General features: G+C 68.7%; 16 protein-coding genes. 10 read left to right on the top strand and 6 right to left on the bottom strand.

Annotation, left to right across the window (positions count from 1 at the left end):
• Together EV685_RS09240 and EV685_RS09235 are read right to left on the bottom strand one after the other, a co-directional pair.
• On the bottom strand, positions 1-336 hold a 336-nt coding region (locus EV685_RS09240; RefSeq protein WP_338054441.1), incomplete at its 3' end, for an ATP-grasp domain-containing protein.
• A gap of 174 nt (positions 337-510) precedes the next feature.
• Positions 511-1,221, bottom strand: a complete 711-nt coding sequence (locus tag EV685_RS09235) for a GntR family transcriptional regulator (RefSeq protein ID WP_130481676.1) — start codon at positions 1,219-1,221, stop codon at positions 511-513.
• 70 nt (positions 1,222-1,291) lie between these two features.
• Here EV685_RS09235 and scpA point away from each other — a divergent pair, with 70 nt between their 5' ends.
• The 6 genes from scpA to EV685_RS09205 all read left to right on the top strand — a co-directional run bounded on the left by scpA (position 1,292) and on the right by EV685_RS09205 (position 9,370).
• Positions 1,292-3,457, top strand: a complete 2,166-nt coding sequence (gene scpA / locus EV685_RS09230) for a methylmalonyl-CoA mutase (RefSeq protein WP_130481675.1) — start codon at positions 1,292-1,294, stop codon at positions 3,455-3,457.
• A gap of 73 nt (positions 3,458-3,530) precedes the next feature.
• Positions 3,531-4,019 carry a GNAT family N-acetyltransferase gene (locus tag EV685_RS09225; RefSeq protein WP_130481674.1) on the top strand — a complete coding sequence of 163 codons (489 nt, stop codon included), beginning with the start codon at positions 3,531-3,533 and terminating at the stop codon, positions 4,017-4,019.
• Positions 4,019-5,056 carry a methylmalonyl Co-A mutase-associated GTPase MeaB gene (meaB, locus tag EV685_RS09220; RefSeq protein ID WP_130481673.1) on the top strand — a complete coding sequence of 346 codons (1,038 nt, stop codon included), beginning with the start codon at positions 4,019-4,021 and terminating at the stop codon, positions 5,054-5,056. The genes EV685_RS09225 and meaB overlap by 1 nt, the downstream gene beginning before the upstream one ends.
• Positions 5,057-5,132: 76 nt before the next feature.
• Positions 5,133-6,665: an acyl-CoA carboxylase subunit beta gene (locus tag EV685_RS09215; RefSeq protein ID WP_130481672.1), complete on the top strand. Its 1,533-nt coding sequence runs from the start codon at positions 5,133-5,135 to the stop codon at positions 6,663-6,665.
• Positions 6,666-6,806: 141 nt separating this feature from the next.
• Positions 6,807-8,894, top strand: coding sequence for an acetyl-CoA carboxylase biotin carboxylase subunit (locus EV685_RS09210; RefSeq protein ID WP_130481671.1), 2,088 nt, complete (start codon positions 6,807-6,809; stop codon positions 8,892-8,894).
• An 8-nt stretch (positions 8,895-8,902) separates the two neighbouring features.
• Positions 8,903-9,370, top strand: a complete 468-nt coding sequence (locus tag EV685_RS09205; protein WP_130481670.1) for a VOC family protein — start codon at positions 8,903-8,905, stop codon at positions 9,368-9,370.
• An 11-nt stretch (positions 9,371-9,381) separates the two neighbouring features.
• On the opposite strand, the gene EV685_RS09200 is transcribed toward EV685_RS09205, so the two are convergent.
• The gene (locus tag EV685_RS09200) at positions 9,382-9,984 is read right to left on the bottom strand and encodes a Uma2 family endonuclease (protein WP_130481669.1); all 603 of its coding nucleotides are present in this window, start codon (positions 9,982-9,984) and stop codon (positions 9,382-9,384) included.
• A gap of 193 nt (positions 9,985-10,177) precedes the next feature.
• Between EV685_RS09200 and EV685_RS09195 the strand changes: the two genes are divergently transcribed.
• Both EV685_RS09195 and EV685_RS09190 read left to right on the top strand, forming a co-directional pair.
• Positions 10,178-12,088, top strand: coding sequence for a propionate--CoA ligase (locus EV685_RS09195; protein ID WP_130481668.1), 1,911 nt, complete (start codon positions 10,178-10,180; stop codon positions 12,086-12,088).
• Positions 12,089-12,330: 242 nt separating this feature from the next.
• Positions 12,331-14,814: an MORN repeat-containing protein gene (locus tag EV685_RS09190; RefSeq protein WP_207224788.1), complete on the top strand. Its 2,484-nt coding sequence runs from the start codon at positions 12,331-12,333 to the stop codon at positions 14,812-14,814.
• Between the two features lie 39 nt (positions 14,815-14,853).
• On the opposite strand, the gene EV685_RS09185 is transcribed toward EV685_RS09190, so the two are convergent.
• Both EV685_RS09185 and chrA read right to left on the bottom strand, forming a co-directional pair.
• Complete coding sequence (locus tag EV685_RS09185; protein WP_130481666.1) at positions 14,854-17,064, bottom strand: PhoX family protein; 2,211 nt, start codon at positions 17,062-17,064, stop codon at positions 14,854-14,856.
• A gap of 124 nt (positions 17,065-17,188) precedes the next feature.
• Entirely contained in the window at positions 17,189-18,589 is a 1,401-nt protein-coding gene (gene chrA, locus EV685_RS09180; RefSeq protein WP_130481665.1) for a chromate efflux transporter, read from the bottom strand.
• A gap of 132 nt (positions 18,590-18,721) precedes the next feature.
• On the opposite strand from chrA, the gene ribA reads away from it, so the two are divergent.
• Positions 18,722-19,393 carry a GTP cyclohydrolase II gene (ribA, locus tag EV685_RS09175; protein ID WP_130481745.1) on the top strand — a complete coding sequence of 224 codons (672 nt, stop codon included), beginning with the start codon at positions 18,722-18,724 and terminating at the stop codon, positions 19,391-19,393.
• 4 nt (positions 19,394-19,397) lie between these two features.
• On the opposite strand, the gene ppk2 is transcribed toward ribA, so the two are convergent.
• Positions 19,398-20,546, bottom strand: a complete 1,149-nt coding sequence (gene ppk2, locus EV685_RS09170) for a polyphosphate kinase 2 (protein ID WP_130481664.1) — start codon at positions 20,544-20,546, stop codon at positions 19,398-19,400.
• 284 nt (positions 20,547-20,830) lie between these two features.
• On the opposite strand from ppk2, the gene EV685_RS21190 reads away from it, so the two are divergent.
• The gene (locus EV685_RS21190) at positions 20,831-22,369 is read left to right on the top strand and encodes a methyl-accepting chemotaxis protein (RefSeq protein WP_130481663.1); all 1,539 of its coding nucleotides are present in this window, start codon (positions 20,831-20,833) and stop codon (positions 22,367-22,369) included.
• Positions 22,370-22,418 lie beyond the last annotated feature (49 nt).

The raw sequence follows: 22,418 nt of genomic DNA, 5'->3' as shown, positions 1-22,418 counted from the left end.
GAGGGAGACGTAGTACTCCTTCTTGATGTCCGCGCCTTCTTCGATGTAGAGGCGACGCACCTTCTGGCCTTCCGGGCCGGTCTGGTGCGTGACCAACTGCATGCCCAGGATCTGGCCGGCCAGCGTCTGCAGGTCGTCCATCGAGCGGGCCAGCTTGACGCCGCCGCCCTTGCCACGGCCACCGGCGTGGATCTGGGCCTTGACCACCCACACCGGGCCGCCGAGCTTCTGCGCGGCCTCGGCCGCCTCCTGAACCGTGAACGCCGGATAGCCGCGCGGCACCGGCACGTCGAACTGGCGCAGGATTTCCTTGCCTTGGTACTCGTGGATCTTCACTGGGATCGCTCCTCTTGGGGGATGGGGAAGGCTGGCAGGACGGTCGGACCGCTTCGGTCCGGACGTCCGGTGCTGGCGTGGCGGGCGGAACTGTGCGGGGTCAAACTGACCTCAAGCTGAGAGCCGGCTGCATCGACAGCGTCGTGGGAACTCGTGGGGCGCGTCGCGCCGGGCTCAGGCCGCCGCAGCGGCCAGGCCGTTGTTGAAATGGGCCTGCATCAGGCGGCGCACCGCCTCGGCGTCGCGCGTTTCGAAGGCCCGCATGATGGCGCGGTGTTCGTCGAGCGACTCGCTCAGGCGGCCCTCCTTGAACAAGGAATGGTGGCGGTTGAGCTTCATGACCTTGCGAAGGTCGCTGATCATCTGCTGCTGCCAGCGGTTGCCCGCCAGCGCCAGGATCTGCATGTGGAAGGCCTCGTTGGTGGCGAAGAAGAACTCGCGCTGATGCACCTCGCGCTCGAGCTGCTCGTGCAGCGTGCGCAGGCTGCCCATCTGGGCCTCGGTGGCGTGGGCCGCGACCCAGGCCGCCGCGTCGCTCTCCAGCAGCGCGAGCAGGTGGTAGATCTGGCGCACGTCCTCGGTCGACATCTCGGTGACATAGGCACCGCGCCGCACCTTCATCGTCACCAGACCTTCGACGGCCAGCACCTTCAGGGCCTCGCGCAGGGGCGTGCGGCTGATGCCGTAGTCGGCCGCGAGCTTCTGCTCGTCGATCCAGCTGCCGGGCTCGAGTTCGCGGTTGAAGATCTGCTGGCGCAGCCGCTCGGCGACGTCCTGGTAGAGGGCGCGCGGGGACAGCTGGGACTCGGCGAGGGGTAGGGCCACGGGGTGGGGCGCTGACGACGTCAGGCGTGCTGAGAACTTGAATTCATAATTATGCATCATGTATCATGCTTGGCAACGCCGCCGGACCCCGGTCCGGACCGCACAGACCTTGCCAGGAAGCCCTCGCCCCATGTCCTCCTCCAACGAGTTCAAGCCCGCCACCCTTGACCAGTGGGCCAAGGCCGCCGCCAAGTCGGCGCCCGGCGGCGACCTGTCGTCGCTGGACTGGGTCACGCCCGAGGGCATCACCGTCAAGCCGCTCTACACGGCGGCCGACACCGCCGACCTGCCGCACACCGACACGCTGCCGGGCTTCGAGCCCTTCATCCGCGGCCCGCAGGCGACGATGTATGCGGTGCGGCCCTGGACCATCCGCCAGTACGCCGGTTTCTCGACCGCCGAGGAATCGAACGCCTTCTACCGCAAGGCGCTGGCCGCTGGCGGGCAGGGCGTGTCGGTTGCCTTCGACCTCGCCACGCATCGGGGCTATGACAGCGACCATCCGCGCGTGACCGGCGACGTCGGCAAGGCGGGCGTGGCCATCGACTCGGTCGAGGACATGAAGATCCTGTTCGATGCGATCCCGCTGGACAAGGTCTCGGTGTCGATGACGATGAACGGCGCGGTGCTGCCGGTGCTGGCCGGCTACGTCGTCGCGGCCGAGGAACAAGGCGTTGCCCAGGAACTGCTGAGCGGGACCATCCAGAACGACATCCTCAAGGAGTTCATGGTCCGCAACACCTACATCTATCCGCCCGAGCCGTCGATGAAGATCATCGGCGACATCATCGAGTACACGGCCCAGAAGATGCCGAAGTTCAACTCGATCTCGATCAGCGGCTATCACATGCAGGAAGCGGGCGCCAACCAGGCGCTGGAACTGGCCTTCACGCTGGCCGACGGCAAGGAGTACGTCAAGACCGCGCTGGCCAAGGGCCTCGATGTCGACGCCTTCGCCGGCCGGCTGAGCTTCTTCTGGGCCATCGGCATGAACTTCTATCTGGAGATCGCCAAGATGCGGGCCGCGCGCCTGCTGTGGTGCCGGATCATGAAGGGCTTCGACGCCAAGAACCCGAAGAGCCTGATGCTGCGCACGCACTGCCAGACCTCGGGCTGGTCGTTGACCGAGCAGGACCCGTACAACAACGTCGTGCGCACCACCGTCGAGGCCATGGCCGCTGTCTTCGGCGGCACCCAGAGCCTGCACACGAACAGCTTCGACGAGGCCATCGCGCTGCCCACCGAGTTCAGCGCCCGCATCGCCCGCAACACCCAGCTGATCATCCAGGAAGAGACCCACATCACGAACGTGGTGGACCCGTGGGCGGGCTCCTACATGATGGAGAAGCTCACGCAGGACATGGCCGACCAGGCCTGGGCCATCATCGAGGAGGTCGAGGCGATGGGCGGCATGACCCGCGCGGTCGACAGCGGCTGGGCCAAGCTCAAGATCGAGGCCAGCGCGGCCGAGAAGCAGGCCCGCATCGACTCCGGTCGCGACGTCATCGTCGGCGTCAACAAGTACAAGCTCAAGCAGCAGGACGCCATCGACATCCTCGAGGTCGACAACGTCAAGGTGCGCGAGGGCCAGATCGCCCGCCTGCAGCAGATCCGTGCCACGCGTGACGGCGCGGCGGTCCAGACCGCGTTGACGGCGCTGACGGATGCCGCCCGCAGCGGCCAGGGCAACCTGCTGGAGCTGGCCATCCAGGCGATGCGCCTGCGTGCCACGGTCGGCGAGATCAGCGATGCGCTGGAGGTGGTCTACGGCCGCCACCGCGCCGACATCCAGAAGGTCACCGGCGTCTATGCCGCCGCCTACGACTCGGCCGAAGGCTGGGCCCAGCTGCAGACCGAGATCGCCGCCTTCGCCGAGGACCAGGGCCGTCGGCCCCGCGTGATGATCGCCAAGCTCGGCCAGGACGGCCATGACCGCGGTGCCAAGGTGGTGGCCACGGCCTATGCCGACCTGGGCTTCGACGTCGACATGGGCCCGCTGTTCCAGACCCCCGAGGAATGCGCCCGCCAGGCGATCGAGAACGACGTGCATGCCGTCGGCGTGTCGACGCTGGCCGCCGGCCACAAGACGCTGGTGCCGGCCATCATCCAGGCGCTCAAGGACCAGGGCGCGGACGACATCATCGTCTTCGTCGGCGGCGTGATCCCGCAACAGGACTACGGCTACCTCTACGACGCCGGCGTCAAGGGCATCTTCGGCCCCGGCACGCCGATCCCGGCGTCGGCCAAGACGGTGCTGGAGCAGATCCGCGCCGCCGTCGGCCGCGCAGCCGCCTGAACACGCGGTGCAGCACGCCACGGCGTCAGCGCTGACGCACACTCGCCGGGTCGCGACTTCCGCCGTCCCTGCCATGTCCAGCGCACCGACCTACCCGACCGCCCGGCTGACCCTGATGCCTGCTGGCGAAGGAGACTTCGAAGGCCTGCTGGCGCTGCGCATGGCCGCCATGCGCGAGAGCCTGGACCGGGTCGGCCGCTTCGACCCGCAGCGTGCCCGCGAACGCCTGAGCCGCGGCTACAACCCCGCGCACACCCGCCACATCCTGCGCGACGGCGAACTGGTCGGCTTCGTGGTCGTGATCCCGCGCGAGCAGGACCTGCTGCTGGACCACCTCTACATCCACCCAAGCGCCCAGCGCGAGGGCATCGGTGCCTGGGTGATGCGACAGGTGCTGGCCGAGGCCGATGCTGCGTCCAGCCCGGTCAGCGTGACCGCCCTGAAGCACAGCGACGCGACCCGCTTCTACGAGCGCCACGGCTTCGTGCTGCAGGCCGAGGGCGAGTGGGACCTCTACTTCCGCCGACCGGCTCGTCCGGCCAGCGACGACCCGATCAACTGATGTCCGGTGACACCCACAGCGCGGCGAGCTCCAGCGCCGACCAGAGCCTGGCCGATGCCCTGCTGCACGGCGCCGAAGTGCCGCGCCGGCGTGCGCTGGCCAAGGCGATCACGCTGCTGGAATCGACTCGCCCGGACCATCGCGTCCGCGGCGACGCCTTGCTCAACACGCTGCTGCCGCACAGCGGGCGGTCGTTCCGGCTGGGCATCTCGGGCGTGCCGGGTGTCGGCAAGAGCACCTTCATCGAGGCGCTCGGCCTGCACCTGATCGGCCTGGGCCACCGCGTCGCGGTGCTGGCGGTGGACCCGTCGTCGACCGTCTCGGGCGGCTCCATCCTCGGCGACAAGACCCGCATGGAGCAGCTGTCGGTGCACCCGCAGGCCTACATCCGGCCCAGCCCGTCCAGCGGCACGCTGGGCGGCGTGGCCGAGAAGACGCGCGAGTCCATGCTGCTGGCCGAAGCGGCCGGCCACGACATCGTCATCGTCGAGACCGTCGGCGTCGGCCAGAGCGAGACCGCCGTGTCGGCCATGACCGACATGTTCGTGCTGCTGCAACTGCCCAATGCCGGCGACGACCTGCAGGCGATCAAGAAGGGCGTCATGGAGCTGGCCGATCTGGTGGTCATCAACAAGGCCGACATCGACGAACACGCCGCCACGCGGGCCCGCGCACAGATCACGTCGGCGCTGCGCTTGCTGGGGATGCATGGGCATCCGGACCATGCCCATCACGACCGACAGATCTGGCACCCGGAAGTCATTCAGTTGAGTGCGCTCAAACAGCAAGGCCTGGCGACCTTCTGGGACTGCGTCTCGCGTTTCCGCGCGCTGCAGACGGCCAACGGCCAGCTTGCGCAGCGCCGCCAGCAGCAGTCGCTGGCGTGGATGTGGGAGCGCATCGAGGCCGGTCTGCGTGCGCGCTTCAAGGCCCATGCCGCCGTGCAGGCGCAACTGCCCGACAGCATCGAGGCGGTCCGTGACGGCCGGCTTGCCGCCTCGGTCGCGGCACGCCGGCTGCTCGACCTGCTGGTCTGAGGGCCGGCACGTCGTCCTGCTTTTCCTTCCCCGTTCTCGAACGATTCAAACCACCTCCCGACGAGGAGCAAACCACATGCACGACATCCAGCAGATGCTCGAAGAAAAGCGCGCCAAGGCCCGTCTGGGCGGTGGCCAGAAGCGCATCGACGCCCAGCATGCCAAGGGCAAGCTGACCGCCCGCGAGCGCCTTGAACTGCTGCTCGACGAGGGCACGTTCGAGGAATGGGACATGTTCGTCGAGCACCGCTGCGTCGAGTTCGGCATGGCCGACCAGAAGATCCCCGGCGACGGCGTCGTGACCGGCTACGGGATGATCAATGGCCGCCTGGTCTTCGTCTACAGCCAAGACTTCACCGTCTTCGGCGGCGCGCTCAGCGAGTCGCATGCCGAGAAGATCTGCAAGGTGATGGACCAGGCCATGAAGGTCGGCGCGCCGGTGATCGGCCTGAACGACTCGGGCGGCGCGCGCATCCAGGAAGGCGTGGCTTCGCTGGGCGGTTATGCCGAGGTCTTCCAGCGCAACGCGATGGCTTCGGGCGTGATCCCGCAGATCAGCATGATCATGGGCCCGAGCGCGGGCGGCGCGGTGTACTCGCCGGCCATGACCGACTTCATCTTCATGGTGAAGGACTCGTCCTACATGTTCGTCACCGGCCCGGAGGTCGTGAAGACCGTGACGCACGAGGAGGTCAGCGCCGAGGAGCTGGGCGGTGCCTCGACCCACACCACCAAGAGCGGCGTGGCCGACCTGGCCTTCGAGAACGACGTCGAAGCGCTGCTGATGCTGCGCCGCTTCTTCAACTACCTGCCGCTGAACAACCGCGAGCGCGCGCCGCACCGCCCGAATGGCGATCCGGCCGCGCGGCTGGACCATTCGCTCGACACGCTGGTGCCGGACAACCCGAACAAGCCCTATGACATCAAGGAGCTGATCGGCAAGGTGGTCGACGATGGCGACTTCTTCGAGCTGCAGCCCGACTACGCCGCCAACATCGTCATCGGCATGGCGCGCATGGAAGGCCAGACGGTCGGCATCGTCGCCAACAACCCGCTGGTGCTGGCCGGCTGCCTGGACATCAAGAGCAGCATCAAGGCGGCGCGTTTCGTGCGCTTCTGCGATGCCTTCAACATCCCGGTCATCACCTTCGTCGACGTGCCCGGCTTCATGCCCGGCACCTCGCAGGAGTACGGCGGCATCATCAAACACGGCGCCAAGCTGCTCTATGCCTATGCCGAGTGCACGGTGCCCAAGGTCACGGTGATCACCCGCAAGGCCTATGGCGGTGCCTACGACGTGATGGCCTCCAAGCACCTGCGTGGCGACGTCAACTTCGCCTGGCCGAATGCCGAGATCGCGGTGATGGGCGCCAAGGGCGCGGTGGAGATCATCTTCCGCGAGGACAAGGGCGATCCGGCCAAGCTCGCGGCCAAGGAAGCCGAATACAAGGCCCGCTTCGCTAACCCCTTCGTGGCCGGCAGCCGCGGCTTCATCGACGACGTGATCCAGCCGCACGAGACGCGCAAGCGCATCTGCCGTTCGCTCACGATGCTCAAGGACAAGAAGGTGGAAAACCCGTGGCGCAAGCACGGGAACATCCCTCTGTGAGTCCCCACGCTCCCTGTCGGTCGCTGCCCCCCCGAGCGGGCTCATGCAGCGGCCCGGCGGAGCCGGATCCGCGCATGCGGCTTGAATGAACTCTCGGTTGTCGGCTTTGCCAACAACCTTTGATCCGAGAGAGAGACAGACATGTTTACCAAGATCCTGATCGCGAACCGGGGCGAGATCGCCTGCCGCGTCATCCAGACCGCCCGCAAGATGGGCATCGCCACCGTCGCCGTCTATTCCGAGGCCGACAAGGATGCCCGCCACGTCGAGCTGGCCGACGAGTCCGTGCTGCTGGGACCGGCGCCCTCGCGCGAGTCCTACCTCGTGGCCGACAAGATCATCGCGGCCTGCAAGCAGACCGGCGCGCAAGCGGTGCACCCGGGCTATGGCTTCCTGTCCGAGAACGAGGACTTCGCCCGTCGCTGCGAGGAAGAAGGCATCACCTTCATCGGCCCGAAGCACTACTCGATCGCGGCCATGGGCGACAAGATCGCCTCGAAGAAGCTCGCCAACGAGGCCCGCGTCAACACCATCCCCGGCTGGAACGATGCGATCGAATCGGCCGAGCGTGCGGTCGAGATCGCCCAGGGCATCGGCTACCCGGTGATGATCAAGGCCTCGGCCGGTGGCGGCGGCAAGGGCCTGCGCGTGGCCTACAACGACAAGGAAGCCTTCGAGGGCTTCTCGTCCTGCCGCAACGAGGCCCGCAACAGCTTCGGCGATGACCGCGTGTTCATCGAGAAATACGTGCTCGAGCCGCGCCACATCGAGATCCAGGTCCTTGGCGACAGCCACGGCAACGTGGTCTACCTGCACGAGCGCGAGTGCTCGATCCAGCGCCGTCACCAGAAGGTGATCGAAGAAGCGCCCAGCCCCTTCATCAGCGACGCCACCCGCCAGGCCATGGGCGAACAGGCCGTGGCGCTGGCCAAGGCGGTCAAGTACCAGAGCGCCGGCACGGTCGAGTTCGTGGTCGGCAAGGACCAGGACTTCTACTTCCTGGAGATGAACACCCGGCTGCAGGTCGAGCACCCGGTCACCGAGTGCATCACCGGGCTGGACCTGGTCGAGCAGATGATCCGCGTGGCAGCCGGCGAGAAGCTTGGCTTCGGTCAGGCCGACATCCCGCGCCAGGGCTGGGCCATCGAGTGCCGCATCAATGCCGAAGACCCGTTCCGCAACTTCCTGCCGTCGACCGGCCGGCTGGTGCGCTACCAGCCGCCGCAGGCCGATCTGGTGCAGGGCAGCGAGACGCTGCAAGGCCCTGCCTATGCAGGCGGCAAGTTCGGTGGCGTGCGCGTGGACACCGGTGTCTACGAGGGCGGCGAGATCCCGATGTTCTACGACTCGATGATCGCCAAGCTCATCGTGCACGGGCGTGACCGCAACGACGCGATCGCCAAGATGCGCGAGGCCCTCAATGGCTTCGTCATCCGCGGCATCAGCAGCAACATCCCCTTCCAGGCCGCGCTGCTGGCGCATCCGAAGTTCGTCACCGGCGAGTTCAACACCGGCTTCATCGCCGAGCACTACGCCCGCGGCTTCAAGGCCGAGGACGTGCCGCATGACGATCCGCTGTTCCTGGTCGCCCTCGCCGCCTTTGTGCGTCGCAAGGCCCGCCAGCGCGCTGCGGGCATCTCTGGCCAACTGCCCGGCCATGGCGTGACCATCGCGCCGGACTTCGTCGTCGCCGTCTTGGGCGCCGAAGGCCAGCATGTCTACCACCCGGTCAATGTCAGCGCCTACGACGCCGTGGCCTGCAGCGCCAACGTGGTGGTCGGCGAGGGCGAGTCGGCCCGCACCTACGCCATCCGCAGCCACACCAAGCTGGGCGACCTGTTGATGACCGGCGCGGTCAATGGCAAGCCGTTCTCCGCCCAGGTTGAACAAGGCTCATCCAAGCGCCCGCTGGCCATCCGCGTGGCCCACAACGGCACGCAGATCGACGCCCTGGTGCTGGCGCCCCGCGCGGCCGAGCTGATGAAGCTGATGCCCTACAAGGCACCGCCCGACACCAGCAAGTTCCTGCTCTCGCCGATGCCCGGCCTGCTTGCCGACGTCGCCGTCCAGGCCGGCCAGAAGGTCATTGCCGGCGAGAAGCTGGCGGTGATCGAGGCGATGAAGATGGAGAACATCCTCGTCGCCCAGCAGGACGGCGTGGTCAAGGCTGTGCTCGCCAACAAGGGCGAGAGCCTGACGGTGGACCAGCCGATCCTGGCGTTCGAGTGAGGCCCGAGATGAGCAACAGCAAGCCCTTCAAGATCCTCGGCATCCAGCAGATCGCCATCGGCGGCCCGAGCAAGGACAAGCTCAAGTCGCTGTGGGTCGACATGCTCGGCCTGACCGTCAAGAGCACCTTCGTCAGCGAGCGCGAGAACGTCGACGAGGACATCTGCGCGCTCGGCAGCGGCCCGACCGCGGTCGAGGTCGACCTGATGCAGCCGCTCGACGCCGAGCGGAAACCTGCGGTCCACGCCACACCGCTCAACCACGTCGGCCTGTGGGTCGATGACTTGCCCCAGGCGGTCGAATGGATGACGGCGAACGGCGTGCGCTTTGCACCGGGCGGCATCCGCAAGGGCGCGGCCGGTCACGACATCACCTTCATCCACCCCAAGGGCAACGACGAGTTCCCGCTCGGTGGCGAGGGCGTCCTGATCGAACTGGTGCAGGCCCCGCCGGACGTGATCGCGGCGCTGGGCTGAGGGCGGTCGCCTCAGCTGGCGGCGGGGCCGGCTGACGGTTCGATGCGGTCCTGCAAAAAGGCCCGGCTCAGGTCGAAATCAACCTCCTCATAGACCTGGTCCAGCGTGAGCGACAAGCCCACGCTCGCCATGTCGAGGACCGCGCCCGGCCCGGCCGGGTGCAGCACCCACAGCCCCTCAGCGTTGCGGCGAAACAGGTCCACATGGGGCCTGTCGGCTTCGACCAGCACGTATTCCTTCAGGCTCGGCAATTGCTGGTACAGCTCGAACTTGCGACCGCGGTCGTAAGCAGCAGTGGCGGGCGACAGGACCTCGACCACCAGCGTGGGCGATGTCTTGTGCGTGTCGCGTTCGGGGGTCAGGTCGACGGGATCGCAGGTCACGAAGACATACGGATAAAGCACGCTGTCGGCAGCCTGGATGTGCACCTTCACGCCCTCGATGTGCGTACGGCAGGGAGTCCCTCGCAAGCCTTGGCGCAACGCCATGTAGAGGTTGCCTGCGATCGTGTTGTGGGTCGACGTGGCCCCGCTCATCGCGTACACCTCACCGTCAACGAACTCATGCCGACCCGGCTGATGTTCCTCCCAGGCGAGGAAGGCGGTCGGGTCCATCCTGGACGAAGGCTGGAGGACGGCGGACATGGCGGCTCCCGGGTCTGGCTGTGGCCTGCATCGTAGCGCCCGGGGTCAGGCGCGATCAGCGGCGATCGATGCCCGCCCGACAGCACACTGTCAGCCGCAAGCCTTGTAATTATGAATTCTGGGACGTGCACACCGACCGTCCCCGCCGATCAGGAGACGACCCATGAGCGCTGCCCCCCAAGATTTCGCCGCCTTTCACCGCCGCTCGATCGAGGACCGTGACGGTTTCTGGGCCGAGCAGGCCGAGCTGATCGACTGGCACCGGCCCTATGACCAGGTTTGCGACTACACCAACCCGCCGTTCGCGCGCTGGTTCGCCGGTGGCCAGACCAATCTGTGCCACAACGCGGTCGACCGTCACCTGCAAGACCGCGCCGATCAGAACGCGCTGATCTTCGTGTCGACCGAGACCGATACCGAGACCGTCTACAGCTACCGCGAGCTGCATGCCGAGGTGCAGCGCATGGCCGCGATCTACCGCGCGATGGGTGTCAAGAAGGGCGACCGCGTGCTGATCTACATGCCGATGATTGCCGAGGCCGCCTTCGCGATGCTGGCGGCGGTGCGCATCGGCGCGATCCATTCGGTGGTGTTCGGTGGCTTTGCCAGCCACTCGCTGGCCAGCCGCATCGACGATGCCCAGCCGACCCTGATCGTCAGCGCCGACGCCGGCATGCGCGGCGGCAAGTCGGTGCCCTACAAGCACCTGCTGGATGAGGCCATCAACCTGTCGACCCACAAGCCGGCCAAGGTGGTGATGGTCGACCGCGGCCTGGCGCCCTACGCCCGGGTTGACGGCCGTGACGTCGACTATGCCGAGCAGCGTGCGCTGCAGATGGACACCGTCGTGCCCTGCGAGTGGGTCGAGTCGACCCACCCGAGCTACATCCTCTACACCTCGGGCACGACCGGCAAGCCCAAGGGCGTGCAACGCGACACCGCCGGCTACACCGTCGCGCTGGCCGCGTCGATGAAACACATCTACATGGGCAACCCGGGCGAGACCTACTTCAGCACCAGCGACATCGGCTGGGTGGTGGGTCACAGCTACATCATCTACGGCCCGCTGATCAACGGCATGGCGACCATCATGTACGAGGGCCTGCCGATCCGACCGGACGCTGGCATCTGGTGGAGCCTGGTCGAGAAGTACAAGGTCACGGTGATGTTCAGCGCCCCGACCGCCGCGCGCGTGCTCAAGAAGCAGGACCCGGCGTATCTGAAGAAGTACGACCTTTCCTCGCTGAAGGCGCTGTTCCTGGCCGGCGAGCCGCTGGACGAGCCGACCGCCACCTGGATCGGCGGCGAGCTGAACAAGCCCATCATCGACAACTACTGGCAGACCGAGACCGGCTGGCCGATCATGGCCATCTGCAACGGTGTCGAGCCGGCACCGACCAAGTTCGGCTCGCCCGGCAAGGCGGTCTACGGCTACGACGTCAAGCTGATCGACGAGGCCAGCGGCGAGGAGATCACCGAGCCGAACAAGAAGGGCGTCATCGCCGTCGAAGGCCCGCTGCCGCCGGGCTGCCTGCAGACCGTCTGGGGCGATGACAAGCGCTACGTCAGCACCTACTGGTCGAGCATCCACGGCAAGGTCATGTATTCGACCTTCGACTGGGGCGTGAAGGACGCCGACGGCTACTTCTTCATCCTGGGCCGCACCGATGACGTCATCAACGTGGCCGGTCACCGCCTGGGCACGCGTGAGATCGAGGAAAGCATCTCCAGCCACGCCAACGTCGCCGAGGTGGCCGTGGTCGGCGTCGCCGATCAGCTCAAGGGCCAGGTCGCGGTCGCCTTCGCGGTCCTGAAGGACGTCAGCAAGGCCGCGACCCCCGAGGGCGCCAAGGCGCTGGAGGCCGAGATCATGAAGGTGGTCGACGGCCAGCTCGGTGCGGTGGCACGTCCGGCGATGGTCAAGTTCGTCACCGTGCTGCCCAAGACCCGCTCGGGCAAGGTGCTGCGCCGCGCCATCCAGGCGGTCTGCGAAGGCCGCGATGCCGGTGACCTGACGACCATGGAAGACCCGGCCGCGCTGGCGCAGATCAAGGATCTGGTCCACCCGGGCTGAGCCGCCAGCAGCGCGCCTGCCCGGGCGTGCGGGCGCACCGGCGCCTGAACCGGTGATCCGTCACACGACACCCGGCGACCGGGCTCGGGTCGGGTGCGTTTTCAGCCGATCTTTCGCGATGCATGGCGGTCCCTTTGCGGGCCCGCCATTTCTGTCCCGAACGATGCACCGAGCTGACGATGCCACCCTCGATCCAGATGTCCCCGTTGCCCCTGTTGCGCCCGTTGCGCCCCTTGCCCCCGTTGCGCCAGTCCACAGCCGCCAGCCGCCTCTTGGCCCTCGTCGCCGCGATCGGCCTGGCTTGGGGGCTGGCAGGTGGGCTTGCGCTGCTGCCCGCATCGGCCCAGGCCGCCGACCGCTGGGTCTCGCAGGACAAGGCGACCGGGCAGGGCGTCTTCCTGTGGGACTCGGGCCAGCGCTACGAGGGCGGCGTGGAGCAGAACCGCCGGCAGGGCCGGGGCGTCATGACCTGGCCCGACGGCCGGCGCTTCGAGGGCATCTTCATCAACGACGAGATGTTCGAGGGCCGGCTGCAGTACGGCTCGGGTGACGTCTACACCGGAGGTTTCGTCAAGGGCCAGCGTTCGGGCAAGGGCGTCTACCTCTGGAAGGCCGGTCACCGGGTCGAGGGTGACTGGCTGCTCGACCAGTTGCACGGCCGCGCGGTGCATGTCGATGCCGATGGCGGCGGCTACGAGGGCGGCTACGTGGCCGGCAAGCGCGAGGGCGAGGGCGTGCAGCGCGCGGCCGGTGGCACCCGCTGGGAAGGCCGATTCGAGGCCGGCAGCTTCCGCCACGGCGTGATCCGCCATGCCGGCGGCCAGGTCTACGAGGGCGGGCTCGATGCCAACGGCAAGCGCGCCGGGCCGGGTGTGTTCCGCTTCCCGAGCGGCGCGGTCTACGAAGGCTCGTTCGCCAACAACGACTACGAAGGCCAGGGCCGCTACCGCTACGCCGACGGGCGGGTCTACGAAGGGCTCTACAAGGCCGACCAGGCCGTGCTGGGCACCTTGCGGCATCCGGATGGGCGTGTGGTCGCGGTCGACACGCTGTGCGCGGCCGAGAAGCGCACCGGGCGCTGTGTCATGACCCTGCTGGACGGCCACCGCTACGAGGGCGAGGTGGTCGACGGCAAGCGCCATGGCGAAGGCGTCCTGATGCTGGCCGACGGCGACCGCTACGAGGGCCGTTTCATCGACGACCGCCGCCTGACCGGCGTGCTCGTGATGACCAGCGGCCAGCGTCACGAGGGCGGCTACGACGAGAAGGGTCTGCGCAGCGGCCCGGGCGTTTACACCTGGCCCAGCGGCCAGCGCTACGAGGGCGACTTCGTGGCCGGCCAGTTCGCCGGCAAGGGCCGCCTGAAGCTGGCCAATGGCACGGTCTACGAGGGCGAGTTCTTCCGTGGCAAGTACAACGGCCGTGGCGTCATGAGCTATGTCGGCGGTGCGCGCTACGAGGGCGACTGGGTCGACGACCAGCGCAGCGGCCAGGGCGTGATGGTCGAGGCCGATGGCGCGCGCTACGAAGGCGGTTTTCTGGCCGACCAGCGCGCCGGCCTGGGCCGCGAGGTCTACGCCAGCGGCCAGCGCTACGAGGGTGGCTATGTCGCCGGCCAGCGCAACGGCTGGGGTGTGCACCAGTGGCCCGATGGCGTGCGCTACGAGGGCGAGCAGGTCAACGGCGTGCTGCATGGCCCGGGCACCATGACCTGGCCCGACGGTGACCGCTATGCCGGCACCTTCACCGACGGCAAGCGCGGCGGCCCGACCGAGATGGCGGCGGCCAGCAGCCGGCGCCAGCAGGCCGAAGCCTCCAGCGACAGCAGCGGCAGCAGCGGCAAATGGATCGCCGGCCTGATCGGCGCGGCGGTGATCGGCAGCGCGCCCGGCCTCAGCTCGGCTGAGAAGGCGCGCATGGTCAGCGGCTTCGTCTCGGACGTGGCCACCGATGGTGGCGGTCGCGGCATCCAGGCCGCCGCCGCCGACGTGCAGGCCGGCCGCAACCAGAGCGCGGCCGTGCAGCAGGCCATCGTCGAGCAGCAGCGCCGCGCTGCCGAGGCCCAGCAGGCACGGGCCAAGGCCGAGCAGGAACGCCGCGCCGCCGAGCAGGCGCAGCAACAGGCCGCACAGGCGCAGCAGAACCAGCGTGTGGCCCAGGCACAGGCGCAGCAGCTGGCCCAGTTGCACGTCCAGCAGCAGGCCCAGCAACAAGCGCAACAACAAGCGCAACAACAAGCCCAGCAGGCCCAGCTGAAGGCACAGCAGGAAGCGGCGGCACGCCAGGCCGAACGCGAGGCGCAGATCAAGGCCCAGCAAGAGGCCGCCGCGCGGCAGGCCGAGCGTGAGGCCGCCCAGCGCGAGCGTGAGCGTCAGAAGGCCGAGGCCGCAGCGGCGGCGGCCCAGGCCAAGGCCGACTTCCTCGGCCAGCTGCGCAGCGGCACGACGCTGGCCGCGCGCACCTGCCCGGACGGCGAGGGCAAGTACTACGTGGTCGGCAAGCGCCCGCGCATCAAGCCCGAGGTCGTCGCCTGCGTCGACGTGCATTACGAGGCACTGTGCCCCGGCCAGGTGCGCGGCAACGGCGTCAGCGGCGTGGGCCGCAACTTCATCGGCATCGCCACCGACTGCTTCATGGGCGACACCTACACGCTCGACCCCAAGCCGGCCTGTCCGGTCAAGGAGGTCCGGGTCGAGGTGCGCGACATCCGGCCCTGCAACGAGTGAGTCCCGGCGGGCAGACCGCCGGGAACGTCACCCGATCCGTCAGGTGCCGATGATGCCGCCGTCATCCTTGGTGATGACGACCACCGAGGAGCGCGGGCGCCCGGCCGGCAGCGGGGTCACGCCGTCCGAGCGCAGCGTGAACTGGTTCTGCGGCCAGTTCGAGAACTGCGTCGGGTTGGCCGAGGTGGCGTCCTCGCCCGGATGCTGGATGCCGACAAACAGCGTGCGGCCGTCCGGCGTCATCGTGATGCCGGTGACCTCGCAGCGGTTCGGCGCTGTCATGAAGCGGCGCGTCACCCCGGTGGCCGGATCGGCGCAGACCATCATGTTGCCGCCGATGTTGACGAAGTCGCCCGTGCCGTCGCCGACCTGGTCGGTCTGCACCCACAGGCGGCCGAACGGGTCGAACCACAGGCCGTCCGGCGCACCGTAGTCGGCGCTGCCATCGGGCGCGTCGACGATGTTGCCGGTGTACTGCGCGGCCGGCGTCTTCGTCGTCAGCGTGTCGCCGGCCTGGGCGAACAGGTCCCAGGTGAAGGTCGTGGCCGTGACCGAGCGGTCCGCTTCGCGCCAGCGGATGATGTGGCCGTAGAGGTTGTTGGCACGCGGGTTGGCGGCATCGACCGCCGGGCGGGCTGAGCCGGCCGCCGTGCTGCCATCGGCGGCATTGGCGCTGGCCACGGCGGCACTGCCACGGCGGTTGTTGTTGGTCAGCGTGCAGTAGACCTCGACCTCGTCGAAGCCATGCAGGCGCGGTCGCACGCCGGTCCATTCGGGCCGGTCCATCATCGTGGCGCCGACGGCATCGGCGGCCATGCGGGTCTTGACCAGGATGCGCGCCTGCACCTGCGCATCGTCACCGCCGGCAAAGTTCGGGTGGTCGCGCAGCGCCACGCCGTCCAGGCCCACGGTGGCCGGCGTCAGGGCGATCCAGCGGCCCGTCAGATCGGCGTCGAAGCGGGCCACGTACAGCGTGCCGTGGTCGAGCATGTCGCGGTTGCGGCGCGGCTCGTCGCGGTCGAGGCGGCGCGCGCAGACGAACTTGTAGATGTACTCGTTGCGCTCGTCGTCGCCCATGTAGAAGGCCACGCGCTGGTCCTTGTCGACGACGACCTGGGCGCTCTCGTGCTTGAAGCGGCCCATCGCGGTGCGCTTGACCGGCACGGACTTCGGGTCATAGGGATCGATCTCGACGACCCAGCCGAAGTGATGCGGCTCGTTCGGGTTGGTGCTGACGTCCCAGCGCGGATCGGTGGTGTGCCAGCGGTAGCCGAAGCCGCCGGCGGTGACGCCATAGCGGCGGTTGAGGCGGCCGATCTCGGTGGCGGTGCTGGTGTCGACCGCGCCGGTGCCGCCGAAGTTGCCGTTCCAGTTTTCCTCGCAGGTCAGGTAGGTGCCCCAGGGCGTGTAGCCGTGGGCGCAGTTGTTGACCGTGCCGTGGCCGCTGCGGCCGTCGGTGGTCGCGCCGGTGGCGATCGAGCCGCTGTCGGTGATCAGGAACTCGCGCGTCTGCATCAGGGCATGGCCTGCGGCCGGGCCGGCGATGCGCACCGGCGTGTTCGCGGTGATGCGGCGACCCAGGCGCGAATCGGCCTTGGCGGTCCATGCGCCGTGGCGACCGCCCTTGCGGCGGGCCTCGACGATCGACACGCCATGGGCGGCCTGCGACTTGCGGGTCTTCTCGATCGTGTAGCCGGCGCCGACCTGGCCGTCCGGGAACAGGATTTCCTCGTGTGTGTACTCGTTGTTGACACACAGCAGGCCGTGGCGGCTGGAGGCCTTGCGGCCGTCGTCGTCCGACTCGTGGCGCTCGTCGTCACCCTTGGCGTAGGGGAAGAAGTGCATGCCGTCGTTGTGCGCGCCGAACTGGCGGGCCTGGTCGGCGGCCGACTCGCCGGCGTTGCCGATGAAGGGGCGGCCACCGGACATGATCGGGTCGCCCCAGGCGACGAAGAGCTGGGCGGTGTAGCCCTTGGGCACGGTGACGGCATCGAGCACCGGGGCGCGGCTGGCGGGCACGCTCTCGAAGCTGATCGGCGCGGCCAGGCCGCTGCGTCCGGTGGAGGCCGAGACGGTCTGCGCCAGACCACCCAGCGTCAGGCCACCGGCGCTGGCCAGGGCGGCGGCGCTGACGCCGCCTTGCAGGAAGCGCCGCCGGCCGGGCGAGACCTCGGCGATGACGTCGTGGATCGAAGCGTTGCCGGACGGGTTCAGCGTCTCGTCATTGGTCGGATGGGAAAGGCCCTTCATGTGCACTCCTCGGTCGTTCGCGGGTGGGTCGAAGCGACAAATGTCCCGAGGGGCGATGACGGCAGCGTGAAATCGGACACCACCCCGGTGCCCGCGCGGGTTCCTGACCGCTCGGTCGCCGGTGTCAGCCGGCCAGACGCAGCCAGGACAGCAGCCAGCCCGCCAGTCCCGAGGCCAGCACGACCGCGATCACGCCGACCTTGAAGCGGATCAGCGCCACGCCCGCGACCACGCCGATGACGGCGGCCTGCCAGGCAAAGGGGCCGTCCAGCCCGCGCGGCCACAGCACGTGCAGCGCAAAGAACAGCGCCAGGTTGACGATCACCCCGACGACGGCGGCGGTGATGCCGCTCAGCGGCGCGGTGTAGCCGAGCTTGCCGTGGGTGGTCTCGATGAAGGGGCCGCCCGCGAAGATGAAGAAGAACGAGGGCAGGAAGGTGAAGAAGGTCACCAGCGCGGACGCCACCACGCCGGCCAGCAGCTGGGCCTCGGGGCCGAACAGCGCTTGGGTCCAGCCGCCGACGAAGCCGACGAAGGACACCACCATGATCAGCGGGCCGGGCGTGGTCTCGCCCAGCGCCAGGCCGTCGATCATCTGGGCCGGCGTGAGCCACTGGAAGTGCGCCACCGCCCCCTGGTAGACATAGGGCAGCACGGCATAGGCGCCGCCAAAGGTCAGCAAGGCGGCCTTGGTGAAGAACCACGCCATCTGGGTCAGCACCGCATCCATCCCCAGCAGCCCGATGAGCGCCGCCATCGCCGCGAGCCACAGGCCGATGCAGACGGCCGCGACCCGTGCCAGCCGGCCCCAGCTGAAGCGGGCATGGTCGGGCGTGGGCGTGTCGTCGTCGATGACGGCCGGACCGGCGCTGGCCACCGCCTTGCCGTGTCCGCCGCCGAGCGAGAACTGCTGCGGCCGCCAGCGCCCGCCGAGGTGCCCGGCCAGGCCCGCCAGCAGCACGATCAGGGGGAAGGGCAGCCCAAGCGCAAAGATCGCCACGAAGGCCGCCACGGCGATCGCCCACAGCCAGCGGTTCCTGAGCGCCCGACCGCCGATGCGCACGGCGGCAGCCACCACGATGGCCGTCACCGCTGGCTTGATGCCATCGAGCACGCCAGCCACCGCCGGCAGGTGACCCCAGCTCAGGTAGAGCCAGCTCAGGGCGATCAGGATCAGCCACGAGGGCAGCACGAACAGGGTGCCGGCGACGATGCCACCCCAGGTCCGGTGCATCAGCCAGCCGATGTAGGTCGCCAGTTGCTGGGCCTCCGGACCGGGCAGCACCATGCAGTAGTTCAAGGCGTGCAGGTAGCGCCGCTCGGAGATCCAGCGCCGCCGCTCGACCAGGTCCTCATGCATCAAGGCGATCTGCCCGGCCGGGCCGCCAAAGCTGATGCAGCCCAGACGCAGCCAGTAGGCGAAGGCCCGCCAGAAGGTGGGGGGTGCCGTCGGGGCCGTTGTGGCGGTCGGCGCGGTTGTGGCGGTTGTGGCGTTCGGGGTGGTCCGGGCAGGGTCGGCGTTCAAGGGGTGATTCCGGGCGGGCGGGGCAGGGATGATGCCGCCCCGGCGCGACCGGTTGGCGGCGCCGGGGCCGACACATGCCGACGTTCTTCAAACCCCGGACAATCGCGCACTCCGATGACACCCGACGCCTCGATGCCCACCGCCGATCCCCATGCCGCCGTTCCTGCCACCGACGCCACCGACGCCACCAGCGCCTGCGTGCGGGTCGGCCCGAGCGTGCGCATGCCGACCTCGCACGGCATCTTCCAGCTCGCGTCCTTCATCGAGAACCGCACCGGCGTCGAGCACCTCGCCATCCACGGCGGCGATCTGGCGGCGGCCGGTGATCGGGGCGTGCTGGTGCGGGTGCATTCCGAATGCTTCACCGGCGACATCCTCGGCTCGCTGCGCTGTGACTGCGGGCCGCAGCTGCACAAGGCGCTGGACCGCATCGCCGCCGAGGGCTGCGGCGTGGTCATCTACATGCGCGGACACGAGGGCCGGGGCATCGGCCTGATCGAGAAGCTGCGTGCCTATGCGCTGCAGGACCAGGGCCTGGACACGGTCGACGCCAACCTGGCGCTGGGCCACCCGGTCGATGCGCGCCGCTACGAGGCGGCGGCGGCCATCCTGCAGCACCTGGGCGTGTCGGCGGTCCGGCTGATGAGCAACAACCCGCTCAAGCTGCTGGCGCTGCAGGAACAGGGCCTGCGCGTCGTCTCGCGCGAGCCGCACGAGGCGGGCGAACACCCGGAGAACGCCGCCTACCTCGGCACCAAGCGCGACCGCCTGGGCCACCTGCTGGGCCATCCGACCTCGGGCTGATCCTTCAGCTCGACCCGTTCAAGGACAGCTGGTCTTCGCCGTAGCTGCTGGGCACCAGCGACGGCCGGCCGACGATCAGCGGGTCGACCGGGCCGATCGCGGCGAGGTCCTTGCGGGCATAGGGCAGGCGCTGCAGTACGTAGCGCATCGCGTTCAGGCGTGCGCGCTTCTTGCAATCGCTCTTGATCACCGTCCACGGCGCATCGGACGTGTCGCAGTGCAGGAACATGGCCTCCTTGGCGCGGGTGTAGTCGTCCCACTTGTCCAGCGAGGCCGTGTCGATCGGGCTGAGCTTCCACTGCTTGAGCGGGTGCAGCTTGCGTTCCTTGAAGCGGCGACGCTGCTCCGCCCGGCTGACCGAGAACCAGAACTTGAACAGGTGCACGCCCGAGCGCACCAGTTGGCGTTCGAACTCCGGTGCCTGGCGCAGGAACTCGTCGTATTCATGGCCGCTGCAAAAGCCCATGACCCGCTCGACGCCGGCGCGGTTGTACCAACTGCGGTCGAACAGCACGATCTCGCCGCGTGTGGGCAGGTGCGAGATGTAGCGCTGGAAATACCACTGGCCGCGTTCGACCTCGCTGGGCTTTTCCAGCGCGACGACGCGGGCGCCGCGCGGGTTGAGGTGCTCCATGAAGCGCTTGATCGCACCGCCCTTGCCGGCCGCATCGCGACCCTCGAACAGGATCACCACCCGCGCGCCGGTCTCCTTGACCCAGGCCTGCAGCTTGAGCAGCTCGACCTGCAGGCGGTACTTCTGGCGCTCGTAGGTCTTGCGCGAGAGCAGGTGGCGATAGGGGTAGGCGCCCTCGCGCCAGCCGGCCGACAGCAGCAGGTCCGGGTCCGGGCCGATGGCCTGCGGCTGGCGGGGCGCGGCCAGCGAGCGCCGCAGCGCGGCGATGTCGTCGGGCGCTGCGCCGTCCAGCAGCGCGCGCACCTGTCGCAGCAGGTCGGCCCGTGCGGCCGGCGGTGCGGCCGGGCGTGAGCCTTGATCGATCAGTCCTTGCACGACCTCGGCCTGCACGATCTGTGCGGCGTCGATGGCCGACTGGACGGCGTAGCGCTCGCGCCCGGCCGCTGCCGAGCGATCGCGCGGCGGCCTGGTGGGGGCGGCGGGAGGCGCTGCGGCCGGGGTTCGTCTGCGGGTCGCCATCGTCAGCTTCCTTGCGTCGTCATCGAACGGACATCTTAGGAGCGGCGCTCGGGTCGGTGTGGCCAGACGGCGGGCGGAACTTGCGTTGCATCAGGCCAGCGCGGGCCAGAGATGCGCCCGCTTTCCCCTTGAACTGCGGCGATCGACGCGTCGGCAGGCTCGAACAATCGGAGCTCGTGCCATGGTTATTCGGGCGCGGCCTTGATGCAGATCAGTGCAAGGCCGTCCCCGGTCCCGGCCCCCGGTTCCGTCATCTCGCAGCCGGCAACCTCAGGGAGTGTTCGATGAAATTGCGTACCCAGATCTTGTTGCTCGGCTGCGCCGGCGCACTGTCCGCCGCGCTGGCCGGTGGGATCGGCCTGTTCGGCACCCAGCGTGTCAGCGTCACGGTCGGTCACGCCATCGAGTCGGGCTCGGCGCTGCAGGCCAGCCAGCTCGCGGACATGATGCATGACGCCATTCGCGGCGACGGCCAGCTCGCGCTGATCGGTGCGCTGGAAAACGACCCGGCCCGCATCGACGCCGCCGCCAAGGGCCTGGACGAGCATCAGAAGGTACTGCAAGAGGCGCTGGCCAAGATCGACGAGATCCCCATTGGCGCCGAGTCGTCGGCCGCGCTGCAGGCGGCCCGCCCGGTCGTCGAGCGCTACATCGAATCGGCCAAGACCGTCATCGCCAGTGCGGGCAAGGACGTCGAGGCGGCCCGCCAGGCCAGCGTGTCGCTGCAGAAGTCCTTCGAGGAGCTTGAGATCGGTCTGGGCTCGCTCAGCGAACTGATCGAGACCGACGCATCCCGCGCTGCCGAGGAAGCCTCTGCCGCCACCGCCATGGCGGCTTGGGTGACGCTGGCCGGTCTGGTGGCTTCGGTGCTGGCCATCGTGGTCGGCGCCTTGCTGCTGGCCCGCCGCATGACCGAACCGATGGACCATGCCGTCGACGTCGCGGTGCAGATTGCCCAGGGCGACCTGGGCGTGACGGTTCGCTCGACCGGCAACGAAGAGACCCGCCGCTTGCTCGACGCGCTCGCGACGATGCAAAGCAGCTTTGGCGGCATCGTGCAGGAGGTCAAGCACAACGCCGAGGAAGTGGCCACCGCCAGCACCCAGATCGCCCAGGGCAACAACGACCTGAGCCAGCGCACGGAGCAGCAGGCCAGCGCGCTGCAGCAGACCGCCGCGACGATGGAGGAGCTGAGCGCCACCGTGCGCAACAACACAGACAACGCCCGTCAGGCCAACCAGCTCGCGCTGGGCGCCTCGCACGTGGCCACGCAGGGTGGCGAGGTGGTCGGTCAGGTGGTCTCGACGATGCGCGGCATCAACGACAGCAGCAAGAAGATCGCCGACATCATCTCGGTCATCGACGGCATCGCCTTCCAGACCAACATCCTGGCGCTCAATGCGGCCGTGGAGGCTGCGCGTGCCGGCGAACAGGGCCGCGGCTTCGCGGTCGTCGCCAGCGAGGTCCGCAACCTGGCCCAGCGCAGCGCCGAGGCGGCGCGCGAGATCAAGCGCCTGATCACCGCCAGCGTCGAACAGGTCGAACAGGGCACCCGCCTGGTCGACAGCGCCGGCCAGACCATGGACGAGATCGTCGCGGCCATCCGCCGCGTCAGCGACATCGTCGGCGAGATCACCGAGGCCAGCATCGAGCAGAGCGGCGGCATCACCCAGGTCGGCGAGGCGGTCACGCACATGGACCACGCCACCCAGCAGAACGCCGCCCTGGTCGAACAGAGCGCCGCCGCCGCCCAGACCCTGCAGCAGCAGGCCCAGCGGCTGGTGGAGACGGTGGCGGTGTTCCGGGTGGCCGCGTTCAGCTGAACGCCGCGCGGCCTCAGGCCGTTGCCGCCTCAGGTCTCAGGCCTCGGGC

The organism is Sphaerotilus mobilis, from assembly GCF_004216565.1.
Lineage (GTDB): Bacteria > Pseudomonadota > Gammaproteobacteria > Burkholderiales > Burkholderiaceae_C > Sphaerotilus > Sphaerotilus mobilis.
The sequence above is the reverse complement of the archived record's forward strand: the minus strand, read 5'-3'. Positions and strand labels throughout refer to the sequence as shown.